This is a genomic window from Glycomyces sp. NPDC047010 (assembly GCF_040644205.1).
Lineage (GTDB): Bacteria > Actinomycetota > Actinomycetes > Mycobacteriales > Micromonosporaceae > Glycomyces.
The window spans coordinates 128,472-146,049 of the sequence record NZ_JBEYVY010000008.1 but is presented as its reverse complement, the minus strand read 5'-3'; the positions used below and the strand labels follow the sequence as shown (position 1 = coordinate 146,049).

14 protein-coding genes are annotated in these 17,578 nt (G+C 70.9%); 10 read left to right on the top strand and 4 right to left on the bottom strand.

Annotation, left to right across the window (positions count from 1 at the left end; translation table 11 throughout):
* Positions 1 to 6 precede the first annotated feature (6 nt).
* Positions 7 to 612, top strand: coding sequence for a GAF domain-containing protein (locus AB0A65_RS17770; RefSeq protein ID WP_359952391.1), 606 nt, complete (start codon positions 7 to 9; stop codon positions 610 to 612).
* A gap of 80 nt (positions 613 to 692) precedes the next feature.
* On the opposite strand, the gene AB0A65_RS17765 is transcribed toward AB0A65_RS17770, so the two are convergent.
* Complete coding sequence (locus AB0A65_RS17765; RefSeq protein ID WP_359952389.1) at positions 693 to 1,889, bottom strand: acyl-CoA dehydrogenase family protein; 1,197 nt, start codon at positions 1,887 to 1,889, stop codon at positions 693 to 695.
* Positions 1,890 to 2,247: 358 nt separating this feature from the next.
* On the opposite strand from AB0A65_RS17765, the gene AB0A65_RS17760 reads away from it, so the two are divergent.
* The 3 genes from AB0A65_RS17760 (at position 2,248) to AB0A65_RS17750 (ending at position 5,193) form a co-directional block, all read left to right on the top strand.
* Positions 2,248 to 3,966 carry a 5'-nucleotidase C-terminal domain-containing protein gene (locus tag AB0A65_RS17760; RefSeq protein WP_359952387.1) on the top strand — a complete coding sequence of 573 codons (1,719 nt, stop codon included), beginning with the start codon at positions 2,248 to 2,250 and terminating at the stop codon, positions 3,964 to 3,966.
* A 151-nt stretch (positions 3,967 to 4,117) separates the two neighbouring features.
* A complete protein-coding gene (locus AB0A65_RS17755; RefSeq protein WP_359952385.1) occupies positions 4,118 to 4,888 on the top strand; it encodes a Bax inhibitor-1/YccA family protein in 771 nt (256 codons plus the stop codon).
* A 29-nt stretch (positions 4,889 to 4,917) separates the two neighbouring features.
* Complete coding sequence (locus AB0A65_RS17750) at positions 4,918 to 5,193, top strand: hypothetical protein (protein WP_359952611.1); 276 nt, start codon at positions 4,918 to 4,920, stop codon at positions 5,191 to 5,193.
* Here AB0A65_RS17750 and AB0A65_RS17745 read toward each other — a convergent pair.
* Positions 5,190 to 7,271, bottom strand: coding sequence for an FUSC family protein (locus AB0A65_RS17745; protein ID WP_359952383.1), 2,082 nt, complete (start codon positions 7,269 to 7,271; stop codon positions 5,190 to 5,192). The two genes, AB0A65_RS17750 and AB0A65_RS17745, sit on opposite strands and share 4 nt — an antisense overlap.
* A gap of 57 nt (positions 7,272 to 7,328) precedes the next feature.
* Here AB0A65_RS17745 and guaA point away from each other — a divergent pair, with 57 nt between their 5' ends.
* Positions 7,329 to 8,873: a glutamine-hydrolyzing GMP synthase gene (guaA, locus tag AB0A65_RS17740; protein ID WP_359952381.1), complete on the top strand. Its 1,545-nt coding sequence runs from the start codon at positions 7,329 to 7,331 to the stop codon at positions 8,871 to 8,873.
* A gap of 31 nt (positions 8,874 to 8,904) precedes the next feature.
* Positions 8,905 to 9,840: an NUDIX hydrolase gene (locus AB0A65_RS17735; RefSeq protein WP_359952379.1), complete on the top strand. Its 936-nt coding sequence runs from the start codon at positions 8,905 to 8,907 to the stop codon at positions 9,838 to 9,840.
* Here the strand turns inward: AB0A65_RS17735 and AB0A65_RS17730 are convergent.
* Complete coding sequence (locus AB0A65_RS17730; protein ID WP_359952378.1) at positions 9,837 to 11,087, bottom strand: phosphatidylserine decarboxylase; 1,251 nt, start codon at positions 11,085 to 11,087, stop codon at positions 9,837 to 9,839. The genes AB0A65_RS17735 and AB0A65_RS17730 overlap by 4 nt on opposite strands.
* A 222-nt stretch (positions 11,088 to 11,309) precedes the next feature.
* Between AB0A65_RS17730 and AB0A65_RS17725 the strand changes: the two genes are divergently transcribed.
* The 4 genes from AB0A65_RS17725 (at position 11,310) to pcrA (ending at position 16,737) form a co-directional block, all read left to right on the top strand.
* On the top strand, positions 11,310 to 12,428 hold the full coding sequence (locus AB0A65_RS17725) for a Cys-Gln thioester bond-forming surface protein (RefSeq protein ID WP_359952376.1): 1,119 nt from the start codon (positions 11,310 to 11,312) through the stop codon (positions 12,426 to 12,428).
* A 403-nt stretch (positions 12,429 to 12,831) separates the two neighbouring features.
* Complete coding sequence (locus AB0A65_RS17720; protein WP_359952375.1) at positions 12,832 to 13,944, top strand: Cys-Gln thioester bond-forming surface protein; 1,113 nt, start codon at positions 12,832 to 12,834, stop codon at positions 13,942 to 13,944.
* A 236-nt stretch (positions 13,945 to 14,180) separates the two neighbouring features.
* Positions 14,181 to 14,444, top strand: coding sequence for a chorismate mutase (locus tag AB0A65_RS17715; protein WP_359952373.1), 264 nt, complete (start codon positions 14,181 to 14,183; stop codon positions 14,442 to 14,444).
* Positions 14,445 to 14,496: 52 nt separating this feature from the next.
* Complete coding sequence (gene pcrA, locus AB0A65_RS17710; RefSeq protein WP_359952371.1) at positions 14,497 to 16,737, top strand: DNA helicase PcrA; 2,241 nt, start codon at positions 14,497 to 14,499, stop codon at positions 16,735 to 16,737.
* On the opposite strand, the gene AB0A65_RS17705 is transcribed toward pcrA, so the two are convergent.
* The gene (locus AB0A65_RS17705) at positions 16,734 to 17,525 is read right to left on the bottom strand and encodes a M23 family metallopeptidase (protein ID WP_359952369.1); all 792 of its coding nucleotides are present in this window, start codon (positions 17,523 to 17,525) and stop codon (positions 16,734 to 16,736) included. The two genes, pcrA and AB0A65_RS17705, sit on opposite strands and share 4 nt — an antisense overlap.
* Positions 17,526 to 17,578: the final 53 nt, after the last annotated feature.

Sequence of the window (17,578 nt, the reverse complement as noted above, 5' to 3'; positions counted from 1 at the left end):
CCTGCAATGTCCATGTCCGAGAACGAGTTCCGTCTCACGATCACGCCCGACGACCCGGGCGCGCCCGAACGGGTCAAACGCCTGCGCCAGTTGGGGATCGGCGACCTGCCGGACCCCGAGTTCGACGAGCTCGCCAAGGAGCTGACGCAGCTCACGGGCGCGCCGTACGCGATGGTGAACTTCATCGACGAGGACCGCCAGTACTTCGCGGGCCTCGCCGCCCCGGACGAGGACGCCGGGAACCAGGCGATCGCGGGCGCGGGGGAGGCGGTCGAGGTGGGCCGCGAGATGGACCGCGACCACGGGTACTGCCCGCACGTGGTGGTCCGCGGCAAGGCGCTCGTGCTCGGCGACGTGTGCGACTACCCGCGGTTCGCGGGGAACCCGGTGGTCGACAAGATCGGCATCCGCTCGTACCTGGGCGCGCCGCTCATCGACGACGAGGGGAACACCCTGGGGACGGTGTGCGTGGTGGACACCGAGACGCACGACTGGGGCCGTCCGGGCCTGGACATCATCAAGGGCATGGCCGCCAAGGTGATGGACCGCATCCGCGAGCGCAACGCGCTGGAGCGCGACCCGTACGGGGGCGACAACCCCCTCCAGGGGTAGGGCAACAGAGAAGAGGAGGCAGCCGAAGCTGCCTCCTCTTTTTCGTTCGCCGTCCGGCCGATCCCTCCGGAAGGTGAACGCTAACTACCGACCTTGACCGCCCCGGCCGCGATGCGCTCGGACCACTGGCCCTTGGTCCGTCCCATCGCGGCCTCGGCCAATCGCAGCCGCTGCACGTCGGAAGTCCCCGCCGGGGCGTATATGTGGTACGCGTCCCGGAGGAACCTTTCGATCGGGCGTTCGGTGGTGAGGCCGATGCCCGCGTGGATCTCCATGGCCTCGCGCGCCGAGTCGAGTGCGGACTCGACGTTGACGAGCTTGGCGTTCATCAGCTCGATGTCGCAGGGCTTGCCCTGGTCGAGCAGGTCCGCGGCGTGGTAGGCAGTGATGCGGGCGGTCATGAGCCGCGAGGTGATCTGCCCGATCTTCTGCTTGATGTTGTCGAGTTCGGCGATGGGCTTGCCGTACAGCTCCCGCTCCGTCGCGTAGGCGACGGTCTCCTCCAGGATGGCCTGGTGGATGCCGAGCGCGACGGCGGTGAGGTTCGCGCGCCCGTAGAGGATCGACGAGGAGTAGGCGACGGCGAGGCCGTCCCCCTCGTCGCCGAGCCGGTTGGCGGCGGGGACCCGGCAGTTCTCGAACAGCAGCTCCCCGAAGGAGAAGCCGTGGAGCCCCATCGTGGTCTGCTGCGGTGCGACCGCGAACCCGGGCCGGTCGGCTTCCACCAGGAAAGCCGTCAGCCCTTTCGGTCCCAGGCCGGTGCGGACGACCACGCCGTGCAGGTCGCCGACGTGGCTGTTGCCGACGAAGACCTTGTGGCCGTTGAGGATGTAGTCGTCGCCGTCGCGGACGGCCCTGGCGCGCATGCCGAGGACGTGGCCGCCGGAGGCGGTCTCGGTGACGGCGATGGTGGGGAGGCAGGACCCGTCGGCGACCTTGGGGAGCCAGGTCTTCTTCTGCACGTCGGATCCGAAGTGGAGGATCTTGGCGACTCCCAGCTGGGACGCCTGCACCATCGCGCCCATCGCGCCGGACACGCGGGCGAGCTCCTCGATGATGACGGTCTTCGCCAAGTGGCCCATGCCCATGCCGCCGTACTCGGCGGGCACGGTGACGCCGAGCCATCCTTGCGCCGCGATGCGCCGGGACAGCTCGGTGTGGACGGTCTTCGTGGATTCCATTTCGGGGATGTGCGGTCGGACTTCGCTCTCTGCGAAGTCCCGCACCCGGGCTCTGAGGGTGTCATGCTCTTCGGTCGTGAAGTAGCCGGTCGTCAACGGGTAACCCCCCTGTGGGCGTGCGCTCGTCGATGTCCGCACGTGGTGCGGTGGTCCCCACCAAGTGACAAGCTGTATATGCGAAATGTTCTCGCAGTGACTGTAGCAACGCGAGTCTCATGGGGCAAGGGTCAGCAATGTGGACCAAAGCCGGTTACGTGGCGGTAACGAACCGTTGGGCCCCAAGGAAACCAAATAATCCCAAATCCCGGGAGTGAGGGTGTGCGGACGGTGACCGCGTGCTACGTTGCCCGGCCTTCGCCGAGCCGTTATGCTGCGTTGACTCGCGGGCAATCGTCCCATGATTGGATCTGGGGTGTCTGCCCTGCCCATCGACCCCCCATCCGTACGGAGAGCCATGTTCAACTTCAAACGCCGCGCCGTCGCGGCGGCAGGAGCACTCGCCCTCGCGGCGACCACGCTCGCGGTCGGCGCCTGGTCCTTCGGGCCCGGCCACGGGAACGGCCACGGCCGCGAGGTCGACCTCCAGCTGCTGGCCATCAACGACTTCCACGGCAACATCGAGGCCGCCTCCAGCCTGACCTGGCCCGGCCACACCGAGCCCGTCGGCGGCGCCGAGTACCTCGCCACCCACCTGGAGCAGGCCCGCGAAGGCGAGCGCTACTCCACCACCGTGGCCGCCGGCGACCTCATCGGCGCCAGCCCCTTCATGTCCGCCGTCTTCGACGACGAGCCCACCATCGAGTCCCTCAACGCCATGGGCGTCGAGGTCTCCTCCGTCGGCAACCACGAGTTCGACGCCGGGTACGAGGAGCTCAACCGGATCATCGAGGGCGACGACGACTTCGAGGGCGCCGACTTCCCCTACCTCGGCGCGAACGTCGTCGACGAGAACACCGGCCGGCCCGTGCTCGACCCGTACTGGATCAAGAACTTCGGCGGCGGCGTCAAGGTCGGCTTCATCGGCATGACCCTCGAAGGCACCGGCGACATCGTCTCCAAGTCCGGCATCGAGGGCCTCGTCTTCAAGGACGAGACCGAGACCGCCAACAAGTACGCCCGCGAGCTCAAGCGCAAGGGCGTCAACGCGATCGTCGTCCTCCTCCACGAAGGCGGCGTGCCCGTCGCCGAGGACACCGGCCACGACTGCGAGTCCGCCGACGGCACCTCCACCGGCATGTCCGGCCCGATCGTCGACATCGCCGAGACCATGACCCCCCTCGTCGACGTCATCGTCTCCGGCCACACCCACCAGGAGTACGTCTGCTCCGTGGACGACCCGAACGGCAACCCCCGCCTGGTCACCTCCGCGTCCAACTACGGCCGCGTGTTCACCGAGATCGACGCGACCTACGACAAGCGCACCAAGGACATCGTCCGGTCCACCGTCGTCGGCTCCAACACCGTCGTCACCCGCGACGTCGACGCCGACGAGGACCAGACCGAGATCCTGGAGGAGTACGGCCCGCTCGCGGCCGAGGCCGGGAACCGCGTCGTCGGCTACATCGCCGAGGACATCAAGCGCGGCGCCACCAGGGCCGAGGAGTTCCCGCTCGGGAGCCTCATCGCCGACGCGCAGCTGTGGAACACCGCGGGCGCCGACACCGGGGGCGCGGAGATCGCGTTCATGAACCCCGGCGGCGTCAGAGCCGACCTCCTCTACTCGCAGGGGACGCCGGGGGAGGCGACCTACGGCGAGGTGTTCACCGTGCAGCCGTTCGCGAACTACGTGGTCACCCTCGACCTGACCGGCGCGCAGATCCTCGAAGCGCTCCAGCAGCAGCTGCCGAGCGAAGGCCGCTCCACGACCCTGGTCCTCCAGGTGTCGGAGGGCTTCACGTACACATGGGACAAGACCAAGACCGGCACCGACCAGATCGTCGCCGACTCGCTCACCCTCAACGGTGAGGCGATCGTCGCCGACCAGGTCTACCGCGTGACGGTCAACTCCTTCCTCGCCGACGGCGGCGACTCCTTCGCCGCGTTCGCCGAGGGCGAGAACCGCCTCTTCGGCGAGCTCGACGTCGACGCGTTCGAGGACTACATCGCCGAGTACGGCACCCAGGCCGCGCCCCTGGAGGCGCCCGAGCTCGGCCGCATCACGGTCGTCTCGTAGTTCCTGAAGAGATTCACAGGTGGCGGGGGCGGAATGCCCCCGCCGCTTCTCGTATTCCCAGCAAGTACCGGATAGTCTGGTACCACCCTGAACATTCGACGGAGGACCGCAGGTCATGGCAATCCAGAGCAGGAACTCATCCCTACGGAACATGGTGAAGACCCAGTACAACGAGCAGCACATGGGTGCCGCGTACGGGCCTTACGGACAGATGACCCAGGCGCCGCAGGTCGAGACCATGCGGATCGACGACGTCATCATCCGCACCGTCGCCCTCGTCGCCGCGACCTTCGTGGCCGCACTCCTCACGTACGGCATGGTCGGCAGCGGCGACGCCTCGTCCTTGGGCACGGCCGGGTTGCTCATGACGGTCGGCGGGGTCGTCGGCCTCGGCGTCATCATCTTCTCCATGTTCAAGCCGATCACGAACCCCTTCGTGGCGTTCGCATACGGCATCGGACAGGGCCTCCTCCTCGGAGGCGTCTCGGCGATCTTCGAGCAGCAGTGGCCCGGCATCGTGGTCAACGCGCTGCTCGCGACGATCCTCGTGTTCGGCGCCATGCTGGCGCTGTACAAGTTCCGCATCCTCAAAGCCTCGCCGGTGTTCGTCAAGGTCATGGTCGGCGCGGGCATCGGCATCTTCGCGCTGTCGATGGTCAACCTGGTCGCGAGCCTCTTCGGCCTCGACCTCGGCCTGTTCGCGAACGACGGCAACGCCAACACCCTCCAGTGGATCATCGCGATCGGCATCACCCTGTGGGCCGCGTTCTCGTTCATCCTCGACTTCGACATGATCGAGTACTCGGCGAACAACGGCGCCCCGAAGAAATACGCGTGGGCCGGGGCCTTCGGCCTCACCGCGGGCCTCATCTTCCTGTACTGGAACCTGCTGCGCCTCCTGTCCTACTTCCAGGGCGACTAGCGGCAGTGAGCTCCGACATCGAGCGGGCGATCGGGCGCGTCGTCGAAGGCACGCGCCACTGGTCGCCCGCTCGCTGGTCTCCGCGGGCCGACGCGATGCACGCCCTCGTGCAGGAGATCGCCGACATCGCCGCCGACGCGGAGGACCGGCCCCGCCGCCCCGTCCCGCGCCTCCCCAACGACCTCCACCTGCCCGACCAGCTCCAGGTGGTGGGCGTGGACCTCATCGAACTCGAACCGCTCAGCGACGCGCACAGGGAAAGAACAGAGGCAGCCGTCGCGACGGCCCGCGCCGCCCTCTTCTAGTCGACCCAGCCGGTCATGACGTGCGCGGCGTCGTCCAGCGCGTCCACCAGGTTGTCCGATTCCCAGCGGAGCACGTTGCGCCGCGTGCGCGTCCCGCGGTCCTCGATCGCCCCCAGGGCCCTGTCGAGCCGCGCGGTGGCGTCGCTCAGGTCCACGCCCCGCGGCGGCGCCGCGTTCCGTGCGAGGGCCGCCAGCCGCATGTAGGCGGCGTCCAGTGCATCCGCGAACTCGTCGACGCAGGCCAGGCCCGGCGCCTCCTCGCCGCGGGCGAGCGTCGCGTTCACCGCGACCAGGGCCCGCGCGGCCCGCGACAGCGCCGCCTCCGCGCCGAGCACGTCCCCCGACATGGGCCCCGGGCCGCCGATCGGCTCGGCCTTCGCCTGGTCCGCGGCCTGCGTGAGCGCGGCCCGGCGGGCCCGCACCTGGTCGATCGCGGCGTGCATCGTCTTGCGGTCGTAGTCGTCCGGGTGGGCCTGGCGGTCCAGGACCAGGCGCGCGTAGTCGCGGTAGGCGTCCACGAGGTCCCCGAGGAGGTCGCCGAGGCGGCGCGTCTGCCAGGTCGGGACCAGCACGTAGAAGCCGATCGCGAGCGCCGCGCCCACGAGGGTGCAGGCGCCGCGGTCGAGGGCCGCGGACAGCGGGTTCTCGCCGGTGAGGTCGATCTGGAACACCGTGAACCCGGAGACCGCGGCCGTGAACACGAGCATCGACACCGGGCGCACCAGGTAGGCGAGGAGCGCGTACGTGAGGATCGTCAGGCTGATCCACACCTGCCCCTGCGGGATCAGGAGCCCGAGGAGCGAGGCGAGGACGACGCCGCCGGTGGTCCCGGCCGCGCGGGTGACGCCGCGGGTGAGCGTCCCCGAGAAGTCCGCTTGCAGGACCAGCCACGCCGTCAAGGGGATCCAGTAGCCGTGGCCGGTGGGCCAGAGCAGTCCGATCGTCATGGCGAGCGCGATGACCCCGGCGCGGCGCAGCGCGTGGTGGACGACCGGGTCGCGGCGGTGGAGCCGGGCCCGAAGCTGCCCGGCGGCCTGGCGGACGGTGGATGTGGCGTGGGCGAGCGCGGGGTCGGCGACGACCGAGTCGCCGCCGGAGGTGATGCGCTCGGCGAACCCGCCGGTCTCGTGGAGGGTGCGCAGGAGCCCGCCGATCTCGGTGGGCATCGTGCCGGTGGACGTCGCCATGGGGTTCTGGGAGAGCCCGGCGAGGAGGTCGTCCCAGTCGAGGTCCGCGGGGCGGCGGGCGGTGATCCGGTCGGCGAAGTGGGTGAGGAGCCGCGCGGCCATCTCCAGGGCCTCGGAGTAGAACGCGACGGTGTCGCGGTCCTGGGCGTCGGCGCGGGCGCGCGCGGAGGCGGTGCGGCCGATCGCGGCCGAGACGGCGTAGATCTGGCGGCGTGCGTCGAGGATCGCCGCGGGCAGGACCCGGCGCCGGTCGAGTTCGCGGGCGGCCTCGTGGAGGGCCTCGGTGTCGAAGGGCGCGTCCGGGTCCGAGGCGAGGGTCTCGGCCTCGGCGGCGAGCGCGAGCCATGCTTCGGCGAGGGTCCGCCGGTCCTCGGCCCACCGGAAATAGGGCGGCAGGAGCGCCATGAGCGCCTGGAGGAGCCCGCCCGCGAGGACCGCGGCCGCCGCGATGAGCGGCGTCGTCCCGGCGGTGATGTGCTCGGCGAGGAAGAACATGATGCCGGAGACGGTGAACGTCACGCCCGCGACGTGCGTCACCGAGCCGGTGAACGTGAGCGTGAACGCGTACGCCGCGGCGGCGGCCACCAGCAGGACCGGGTTGTGGATGGCGCCCAGGACGACCCCGAGCGACCCGGCGAACCCGACGAGCAGCGGCAGCGACGGCCCCGTCCGCGTCCCGGGGGTGAGCAGGGCGACCCCGCCGAGCCAGGCGCCCATGATCGCGGCCTGGCCCCAGCCGGGGTGGTCGAGGAACGCGACGGCGGCCATGGCGACGGCGATCCCGCAGGCCGCGCGCACGGCGAGGACCGGCGCGGCCTCGCCAGGGGTCCACGACTTGAGGTCGTCGCCGACCCGGCGGACCGACTCGTCCACGCCCGGGTTGTTGAGCACGTCAAAAGCGTAGCGGCGCCTACGGGTGTGAGGACGACGACCGGTTACGCTGGTGGCATGCGACAAACGGTGCTGGTGGTCGACTTCGGGGCCCAATACGCGCAGCTCATCGCTCGCCGCGTCCGGGAGGCCCACGTCTACTCGGAGATCGTCCCGTCCTCCATGCCCGCGGAGGAGATGCTCGCGAAGGAGCCCGCCGCGATCATCCTGTCCGGCGGCCCTTCGAGCGTGTACGCCGAAGGCGCCCCGCAGGTGGACCCGGCGCTGTTCGCGGCCGGGGTGCCGGTGCTGGGGATCTGCTACGGGTTCCAGGCGATGGCGAAGGCCCTGGGCGGGACGGTCGCGAAGACCGGCCTGTCGGAGTACGGCGGGACCGAGCTGGACGTGCTGTGCGCCTCGAAGCTCCTCGACGGGCTCCCCGAGCACCAGTCGGTGTGGATGAGCCACGGCGACTCCGTGACCGAGGCCCCCGCGGGCTTCGACGTGGTCGCGCGCACCGGCGGCGCGCCGGTGGCGGCGTTCGAGAACCTGGAGTCGCGCCTCGCGGGCGTCCAGTACCACCCGGAGGTCGCGCACACCCCGCACGGCCAGGCCGTGATCCGGCACTTCCTGCACGACATCGCGGGCATCAAGCCGAACTGGACGAACTCGGCGATCATCGACGAGCAGGTCGCGGCCATCCGCGAGCAGGTCGGCGACAAGCGGGTCCTGTGCGCGCTCTCGGGCGGCGTGGACTCCTCCGTCGCGGCGGCGCTCGTGCACCGGGCCGTCGGCGACCAGCTGACGTGCGTGTTCGTGGACCACGGGCTGCTGCGCGCCGGCGAGGCCGAGCAGGTCGAGAAGGACTACGCGCAGCTCACCGGCATCGACGTGCGCACCGTGGACGTCTCGGAGCAGTTCCTCACCGCCCTCAAGGGCGTCACGGACCCCGAGGAGAAGCGGAAGATCATCGGCCGCGAGTTCATCCGCACCTTCGAGGCCGCGGCCCGCGGGCTCGCCGAGGAGCAGGGCATCGACTTCCTCGTGCAGGGCACCCTGTACCCGGACGTGGTCGAGTCCGGCGGCGGCACCGGCACCGCGAACATCAAGAGCCACCACAACGTGGGCGGGCTCCCCGACGACCTCCAGTTCGCGCTGGTGGAGCCGCTGCGGACCCTCTTCAAGGACGAGGTCCGGGCGATCGGCCTGGAGCTGGGCCTGCCCGAGGCGATGATCTGGCGCCACCCGTTCCCCGGCCCCGGCCTGGGCATCCGCATCGTCGGCGAGGTCACGAAGGAGCGCCTGGACCTGCTCAAGGCCGCAGACGCGATCGCGCGCGCCGAGCTGACCGCCGCGGGCCTGGACCGGTCCGTGTGGCAGTTCCCGGTGGTGCTCCTCGCGGACGTGCGCAGCGTGGGCGTCCAGGGCGACGGCCGCACCTACGGGCACCCGGTCGTGCTGCGCCCGGTCTCCTCCGAGGACGCCATGACCGCCGACTGGTCGCGCCTGCCCTACGAGCTGCTCGCGAAGATCTCCACCCGGATCACCAACGAGGTCGCCGACGTCAACCGCGTCGTGCTCGATGTCACCTCGAAGCCCCCGGGCACGATCGAATGGGAGTAGTCGCCACGTGAACACGCCGTACAGTTGAGGGATGCAATTCCGGATAGCTGCGTACGGGGAGGTACGTGACGAGAACGGCCGGGTCCTGCTGACGCGCCGGAAGCGCGCGGGCAGGGAAGCGGGGCCGTGGCACCTGCCGGGCGGGGTCGTCGACCACGGCGAGCCGCCGAAGCGGGCCGCCGGGCGGCTCCTCGCCGAGCACACCGGCTACGAGGTGGTCGTGGGGCGTCCCCTGGAGGCCGTGGCGGTCGCCCGCCGCGGGGTCCACACCAACGCGATCGTCTACGCCGCCGACGTCAAGGGCGGGCCTGCTGAGGGCGTCGTTCTAGAGCACAGTGCCGGTGAGACGGCGGAGTGGGTCGAGCCGTCGCGTGCGGCCGCCGAACCCCACTCGCCGTTCGTCTCGGCGGCCCTCGGGCTCGCCGACGACCGGCTCGCCGGGCGCGTCGACAAGGCCCCGCAGGAGACCCGCCCCGTCCCGCCCGCGAAGGCGAAGAAGGGGCGTCGCCGCCGCGGCCAGCGCTTCGGCGCGTACGGGGTCGTCGCGGACGTGGACGGCCGCATCCTGCTCGCCCGCATCGCCGAGGGCTACCCCGGCGGCGGGACCTGGCACCTGCCCGGCGGCGGCGTGGACTTCGGGGAGTCCCCGAAGGCCGCGGTCGCGCGGGAGATCTACGAGGAGACCGGCCAGGAGGCCCTGGTCGGCGGGCTGCTCAACGTCACGTCGTTCAGGCACCGCCGCGCCATCGGCCCCGAGGGGTACCCCCTCGATTGGCACGGGGTGCGCGCGATCTACTCGGCCACCGTCCCCGATCCTTCGGCGGCCGTGGTCGTGGAGGCCGCGGGCGGTTCCACGAGCGAGTCGCGCTGGTGGGACGCCGAGGCCCTCGACGACCTGCCGCTGTCGGCGGCCGTCGAGGACGCGCTCCAGGTCGTGGACCTCAAGAACCTCGCTGCCCAGGCTTAGCGCCAGCGGGCGATCACGGTCTCTCCGGCCCTGACCGGGTCGCCGGGGACGACCGCGGCTTCGGCTGCTCCGGCGGGGAGGTACACGTCGGTGCGGGAGCCGAACCTGATGAGGCCGTAGCGCTCGCCCTTGGCGAGCGAGGCGCCGGGCTTGGTGCGGTTGACGATGCGGCGCAGGACCGCGCCGGTGCGCTGGGCGACGACGACGCGGCCGCGGCGGGTCGCGACGACGGTGTAGCAGGCGGCGTTGTGCTCGGCCTCGGGCGCGGAGACCTTCGCGTAGCCGCCGCGCTCGGTGAACACGTCGACGACCTCGCCCGCGACGGGCGAGCGGTTGATGTGCACGTCGGTGATCGACAGGTACGCGGCGATGCGCAGCCACTCGGCGCCCGCGCTGCCGGTGGCGGCGCCGAAGCGCTCGTCCACGACGGTCTCGACGGCCATGATGCGGCCGTCGGAGGCGGCCAGCACGGCTTCGGGCTCGTCGTCCTCGCCGCGCAGGTCCGCGTCGCGCACGGGGTCGCGGAAGAACGCGGCGACGGGGACGGCGGCGAGCGCGGGCAGGACCCACGCCTTCGAGGAGGGCCTGATCTTCTTCGCGGCCCAGGCGGTCCCGAGGAGGAGTCCGGCGGCGATGACGCCGTTGGAGTCGATGTGGGTGCTCGGGGTGAGCGCGACCGAGGACGCGCGCCAGGCGGGGGCGAGGTCCTCGGCGGGGGCGACGGCCCGCGGCGCGCCGTCGTGCTCGGACGCGGAGCCGATGCGGAGCTTGTGGATGCGCACGGGCGGGAGGGACCGGACGATGAGGTCGGTGCCGATGCCGTAGTCGGCGACCAGTTCGGCGATCTCCTCGCGCGCGGGCGCGGTGAGGGTGGCGGCGAAGGACAGGACCCCGCCGGGGGCGACCTTCTCGCGCAGCAGGGCGATCCGGTCGATGAACGCCTCGGCCTCGACGGTCACGGCCTCGGCGAGCATGACCTCCTCGGCGGGCTCGGCGTCGCCGAGGTCGGCGACGGCGGTGACGTTCCCGGCGGTCCAGGAGCCCTCGGCGGCCAGCGACGCGCGGAGGTCCTCAATGGAGGACCGGTCGGCGACGACGGTGAGCCTGTCCTTGGGCATGAGCGCTTCGAGCGCGGCCGTCAGCACCGGGTTCCCCCAGGACGCGCCCACGACCAGCCCGGTCTTGGGGCCCCTCCGCCGGGCGAATTCGTCGGTGATGCCGCGAGCGGCGGCTTTCGAGATCGGCATGACTCCGACTATAGAGCGCGCCGCGGGGTGCTCCGGCCCCTGCTTGCGTGTTGCGGGAGTGCCGCGAGCGGCGCCTGCCCTGATTCGTCCTCGTACTTTCGGAGGATTCTCCACATCGTTCGGTGGAGTGGCCGCGCCCGTTCGCGCAGGGGCCTCGTTTCCCTTCGTGACGGGCGCCGCGGCCCCACACCTCACGTCCACTCCCAGGAGGACCGAATCACGATGAGACTCAAGACGATCCGCACTCCGCTCGCCGCCGCGGCGGCCATGGCCGCCGTCCTCACCGGCGGGCCCGTCTTCGCGCAGGAGGAGCCTGCGCCGATCACCGGCGACCCCGTCGCCGAGCCGGGCCTGGAGCTGCGGGGGAACCTCGACGACGACCGGTACGACGTGTGGGCCAACGTCCTCGGGCTCACCCCGCACGGCACCGAGGAGACGTACACCGTCTACTGCATCGACATCCGCACCCCGCTCGACACCGAGTCCCCCTACGAGGAGGGCTTCTGGGAGGAGTCGGGCGTCGCGAACCTCGAAGCGGTGCGGTGGGTCCTGTTCAACGGGTACCCGAACGTCGGCGCCGAAGACCTCATCGAGGGCTCCGGCGGCGAGGTCAACCCCGACTGGTCCGACGAGCAGACCGTGAAAGTCGCGTACGCGGGCACGCAGGCCGCCGTCTGGCACTTCACCGACGGCTGGGACCTGTTGGAGGACAACCCGGTCAAGGGCGGCAACAACGGCGAGGACGAAGCGGTCCTCGCGATCTACGAGCACCTCACCGAGGAGCCCGGGCGCGTGCCCGACCCCTCGGAGTACATCGTGGACCTCGAAGGCGAGGAGGACGCCGCCTACGTGGACGGGCGCTTCGGCCCGTACACGGTGCGGTCCAACGCCGGCCCCGTCGCGCTCGAAGCCGACGGCGGCCGCCTGGAGAAGGAGAACGGCGACATCGCGGACTCCCTGGACGACGGCGAGCAGTTCTGGATCGCCCTCGACGACAACAGCAGCGAGATCACCGTGACCGGCACCGCCGCATACGACCTGCCGGTGGGCCGGGTGTTCCTCGCGACCACCGAGGCGTCCCTCTCGGGCGACGCCGCGAACCGGGTGATCTCCGGCGACTCGCAGAAGCTGATCCTCGCGCAGCCGCGCGAAGGCGAGGTCCCCGCCGAATGGCGCTTCGCCCTCGACGCCCCCACCGACCGGCCCTCCGAGGCCGGAGGCGCGCAGCTCCCCAAGACCGGCACCAGCCTCACCGTCGCGTTCGCGGCCGGGCTGGCGCTGCTCGTCGGCGGCCTCACGGTCACCGTGTTCGCCAAGCGCCGCAAGGCCACGGCGCACTAAGCACCAGGGACGCGGGCGGTCCCCCAGACCCGTCCGCTGCCGCAGGAGCGATCCGGACCACGTCGACCCGGTCCGGCCGGGCGCGCTCCTCGGCTCTTCTTCCGCCCGGCGCATGATGAGGCCGGAACCGGGGCAAGCGATCCGCCCCGGTTCCGGCCGCTCGCGCGCGCCACACCGGCCCCGCTGGTCGCCCCCCGTCACCGTCCTGATCGCACAGGGTGAGTCGATACCGAATCGTTATAGTGGCGCGCCTCTCCCAGGTCGCGCCGCTTTCGTTGCCTCGCAACAGGTCCCCAGCTCAGCGATCCCCGGCCCCCTGATGCAACCGGCGGGCGGCCGCTAACGTGTCGGAAGGAACATTCCAACGCGTCAATCCCTCGGAAAAGCAAAGGGACTTCTACGAATGATGAGCAAAGCCCTGAAAGGGACGCTCGCCGCTGCGGCGGGCGTCATGCTCGGCCTCAGCGGTGTCGCCGCAGCCCAAGCGCAAGACGAGGAACCCACCCCGTCGGGTGCGTCCGGGACCATCGTGTTCGAGTCCGACGGCATCCGCCTGCACGGGAACCAGAACCCGCAGGCCGTCGTCATGGGCATCGACCTCGGTGACGGCGAAGCCCGCACCGTCTACTGCATCCAGATCGAGGTCGGTCTCGAAAGCGACCTGATCCACGCCGAGCGCCCCTGGGACGACATCGCCCTCGACGACCCGGCCGCCCTGCCGTACGTGCTCGGCGTCCTCCTTGAGGGCTACAACGGCAACAACGCCGCCGACCTGCTGGCCGCCGCCGGCGTCGACGGCGAGACCATCGACCCGTTCACCCAGGACGAGGTCGCCTACGCCGGCACCCAGGCCGCCATCTGGGAGCTGACCGACGGCTTCGCGATCAACGCCTCCGACCCCACCGAGGGTGAGGCCGGTGTCGACACCGCGGTCCTCGCGGTCCACGACTACCTCCTGGAGATCGCCGAGCCCGTCGACGAGCCCGACTTCGAGCCCTACTTCGAGGTCGACGACTCCGCGGCCGTCACCGACGGCGCCAAGGTCGGCCCGTTCACCGTCTCCACCAACTTCGACGAGCTGACCTTCAGCCAGCCCGAGGGCGCCACCATCGTCGACGAGAACGGCGACGAGGTCTCCACCTTCGTCGACGGCCAGACCTTCTACGTCCAGTTCGACGAGGCGGCCAACGCGAGCGTCACGCTCGTCACCGACTCGATCACCTGGACCACGCCGGCCGGGCGCACCTTCGTGCCCGTCGACGCCGAAGGCGCCGACGTCGTCGGCCAGCGCCTGATCCTCGCCGAGGAGCACACCTCGGAGTACGCGGCCGAGCTGGAGTTCAACCTCGACGTCGTCGAGACGCCCTCCGAGTCGCCGAAGCCGCAGCTGCCGGTCACCGGCACCAGCCTGACCTACATCGCCTCCATCGGCGGTGCGGTCCTGGTCGCCGGCGTCGTCGCGATGGTGCTCATGCGCCGCCGCGCCGCCCGCGCCGACTGGGGTTCGGACGCCTAAACACCAGGCGAACACTGTAGTTATCGCCACACGCCCGCTGGTCCCACCGGCGGGCGTGTGGCATACTTGCGGCGTGACTCAGAGCGCGCGATTTTACTTTTACTACGGCACGGACCACCCGAGCCGTAGGTCGCGCTGAACTCAGACCTACAGCCCCGGGCGGATCCGCCCGGGGCTTTTTTCACGCTCGGGGCGACCTCCCGGACCTAGATCCGAATCCACGCAAGGAGACCCTGATGACCGCCCAGACCGAAGTGACGACGGACGAGCTCGACAGCCTGCGCACCGAGATCAACGCGCTCGACGACGAGCTCATCCGCATCTGGCAGCGCCGCGCCGCCGTCTCGAAGCGCATCGGCGAGATCCGCATGGCCAACGGCGGCACCCGCCTGGTCCTCGACCGCGAACGCGCCATCCTGGAGAAGTACCGCACGGCCCTCGGCGAGGACGGCGTCCAGATCGCGATGCTGGTCCTGCGCGCGGGCCGCGGGCCGCTCTAACGGGCGACCGCCGCGCCGGATTGTCGTACCCGGCGCGGCATAATCAACGGTGATGAACGACCTCCTGACCGGCCTCAACGAACCGCAACGCCAAGCCGTCGAGCACGCCGGATCGCCGCTGCTCATCGTGGCGGGCGCGGGCTCGGGCAAGACCCGCGTCCTCACCCACCGCATCGCCTACCTCCTGGGGGAGCGGGGCGCCCACCCGGGCGAGATCCTCGCGATCACCTTCACGAACAAGGCCGCCGCAGAGATGCGCGAACGCGTCGACGACCTCATCGGGCCCCGCTCGCGGGCCATGTGGGTCCTCACGTTCCACTCCGCGTGCCTGCGCATCCTGCGCCGCGAGGCCCACCGGCTCGGCTGGAAGCAGTCCTTCACGATCTACGACACCGACGACGCCCGGCGGTTGCTCACCCAGATCGTCAAGGACCTCGGCCTCGACTCCAAGAAGCACTCGCCGCGCTGGCTCGCCGCCGAGATCTCCCGGCTCAAGAACGAGCTGATCGGGCCCGACCAGGCCGCGTCGAGCGCCGACGACGCGCGCACGAAGCTCGTCGCCGACGTGTACGCGCAGTACGACGAGCGGCTGCGCCTCGCGCAGGCCGTCGACTTCGACGACATCATCGGGTCCACGGTGCACCTGTTCCGGGCGTTCCCGGACGTCGCCAAGCTGTACCGGATGCGCTTCCGGCACGTCATGGTCGACGAGTACCAGGACACCAACCACGCCCAGTACACGCTGGTGCGCGAGCTGGTCGGCACCGGCGACGACCGGGCCGAGCTGTGCGTGGTCGGCGACGCCGACCAGTCGATCTACGCGTTCCGCGGCGCCACGATCCGCAACATCATCGAGTTCGAGCGGGACTTCCCCGACGCGAAGACGATCCTGCTGGAGCAGAACTACCGGTCCACGCAGACGATCCTCGACGCCGCCAACGGGGTCATCCGCAACAACACCGAGCGCGGCCGCGAGAAGCGCCTGTGGAGCGACGAGGGCCCCGGGGGGCGCATCCTCGGGCACACCGGGGACAACGAGCACGACGAGGCCGCGTGGGTCGCCGGGCGCATCGACGAGCTCGTGGACGCGAAGGACACGAGCTTCGGCGACACCGCGATCTTCTACCGCACCAACGCCCAGTCCCGCGCGTTCGAGGAGGTGTTCGTGCGCCGCGGCATCCCGTACAAGGTCGTCGGCGGCGTGCGCTTCTACGAGCGCAAGGAGGTCCGCGACATGCTCGCGTACCTGAAGCTGACGGCGAACCCGGACGACACGGTCTCGGCGATGCGAGTGGTGAACACGCCCAAGCGCGGCGTCGGCGACCGGGCCGTCGCCGAGGTGGAGGCGCTCGCGGCGCGGCTGAAGGTGTCGTTCCCCGAGGCGCTGCACCGGGCCGACGAGGCCGCCGGGATCTCCGGCCGGGCCCGGCCCGGCATCCGCAAGTTCTGCGAGATCATCGACGCCGCAACGGAACTCGCGAAGACCGCGCCGCCCGAGGAGGTCCTCGACAAGCTCATCGCCGACACCGGGTACCTCGACGGGCTGGAGCAGTCCAAGGACCCGCAGGACGAGGGGCGCATCGAGAACCTCCAGGAGCTCGTCGCGGTCGCGCACGAGTTCACCGAGCAGGTCATGCGCGGCACTACGGACGCGTATGAGAACGAGACAGGCGAGGCGGACCTGAACGCGGACGTGCCGTCGTTCCTGGAGCACGTCGCGCTCGTCTCGGACGCCGACTCGATCCCCGACCCCGAGGCCCAGGAGGGCGGGGTCGTCACGCTCATGACCCTCCACACCGCGAAGGGCCTGGAGTTCGACACGGTGTTCCTCACCGGGCTCGACGACGGCCTGTTCCCGCACGAGCGGTCCATGAGCAAGCCCGGGGACATGGAGGAGGAGCGGCGCCTCGCGTACGTGGGCCTCACCCGCGCCCGCAAGCACCTGCACCTGACGCGGGCCGGGACCCGGAACATCTTCGGGCAGCCGCAGTACTACGCGGCCAGCCGGTTCCTCGCCGAGATCCCCGGGGACCTCATCGAGTGGTCCGAGTCCGCGCCGCCGCCGCGGGTCGTCAAGACGAAGGCGCCCTCGTTCGGGCAGCCGATCGTCATGCGCAACTCCGGTGACGTCCCCGTGCTCGACGTGGGCGACCGCGTCACGCACGACAAGTACGGGCTCGGGCGGGTCGTGGAGCTCAAGGGCTCGGGCCCGCGGGCCCAGGCGCGCATCGACTTCGGCGACGGCGAACCCAAATGGGTCATCCTGCGGCTCGCCCCGGTGACGAAGCTCTAGCGCAGCTCCAGGCCCACACCGGAGAGGTAGTTCAGCGGCTCCACCGGCTCCCCGTTCACGTGTACCTCGAAGTGGCAGTGGGAGCCGAAGGAGCGGCCGGTGTTCCCGGCCTCGGAGATCTGCTCGCCGCCGTCGACCCACTGGCCCTCGGCGACGACGATCTTCGAGTTGTGCGCGTAGTACGTCTCGACGCCGTTGCCGTGGTCGATGATCACGAGGTTCCCGAAGCCGGTCTCCCAGCCCGCGTGCTTCACGGTGCCCGGGTAGGCCGCGTAGACCGGGTCGCCGGTCGCGGCGTCGAAGTCGACGCCGTTGTGGTTGCGGCCCCAGCGCTGCCCGAACAGCGACGTGATCGTGATGTGGTCGAGCATCGGACGCCACTTCACCTGCGCGTCCTGCGCGGTCACCGGCGAGACGCGCTCGGCGGTGTCCGCGGCGGCCACGGCCTCACCGGGCGCGGCCCCCGCGGGGACGGCCCCGGCGTCTCCGGTGCCCTCGGCGAGCACGTCCTCGGGGACGCTCGCCTCCGCGGCGAGCGCGGCGATGTCGCTGACGGCCCTGGACGGCTCGGGCTCCTCACCGGACGGCATACCGGCGGCGGTCGCCATCGCGACGATGGAAGCGCCCGCCACGGCCGAGCCGACGACGGCGGTGTAGCGGCGCTGGGTCCCCGCCAGCAGCGGGGAGAGTTCTGCGGCCCACGAGGCGCGGTGCTGGCCCCTCGTGCGGTGCGGCCGGGCGGCGTGGCGCCGAATCGCTTCGGCGCCTACCGGTCCGGTATCGGACAACGAATCCTCCGGGTCCATGGCTGACTCATCGGACGGGACGGCGGGCCGCAGCG

What these genes read in the sequence shown, in the direction of transcription:
- AB0A65_RS17770 (WP_359952391.1), top strand. Translation starts at nt 7, where the DNA reads ATGTCCATGTCCGAGAACGAGTTCCGTCTCACGATCACGCCCGACGAC.
- AB0A65_RS17760 (WP_359952387.1), top strand. Translation starts at nt 2,248, where the DNA reads ATGTTCAACTTCAAACGCCGCGCCGTCGCGGCGGCAGGAGCACTCGCC.
- AB0A65_RS17755 (WP_359952385.1), top strand. Translation starts at nt 4,118, where the DNA reads ATGGTGAAGACCCAGTACAACGAGCAGCACATGGGTGCCGCGTACGGG.
- guaA (WP_359952381.1), top strand. Translation starts at nt 7,329, where the DNA reads ATGCGACAAACGGTGCTGGTGGTCGACTTCGGGGCCCAATACGCGCAG.
- AB0A65_RS17735 (WP_359952379.1), top strand. Translation starts at nt 8,905, where the DNA reads ATGCAATTCCGGATAGCTGCGTACGGGGAGGTACGTGACGAGAACGGC.
- AB0A65_RS17730 (WP_359952378.1), bottom strand. Translation starts at nt 11,087, where the DNA reads ATGCCGATCTCGAAAGCCGCCGCTCGCGGCATCACCGACGAATTCGCC.
- AB0A65_RS17725 (WP_359952376.1), top strand. Translation starts at nt 11,310, where the DNA reads ATGAGACTCAAGACGATCCGCACTCCGCTCGCCGCCGCGGCGGCCATG.
- AB0A65_RS17720 (WP_359952375.1), top strand. Translation starts at nt 12,832, where the DNA reads ATGATGAGCAAAGCCCTGAAAGGGACGCTCGCCGCTGCGGCGGGCGTC.
- AB0A65_RS17715 (WP_359952373.1), top strand. Translation starts at nt 14,181, where the DNA reads ATGACCGCCCAGACCGAAGTGACGACGGACGAGCTCGACAGCCTGCGC.
- pcrA (WP_359952371.1), top strand. Translation starts at nt 14,497, where the DNA reads ATGAACGACCTCCTGACCGGCCTCAACGAACCGCAACGCCAAGCCGTC.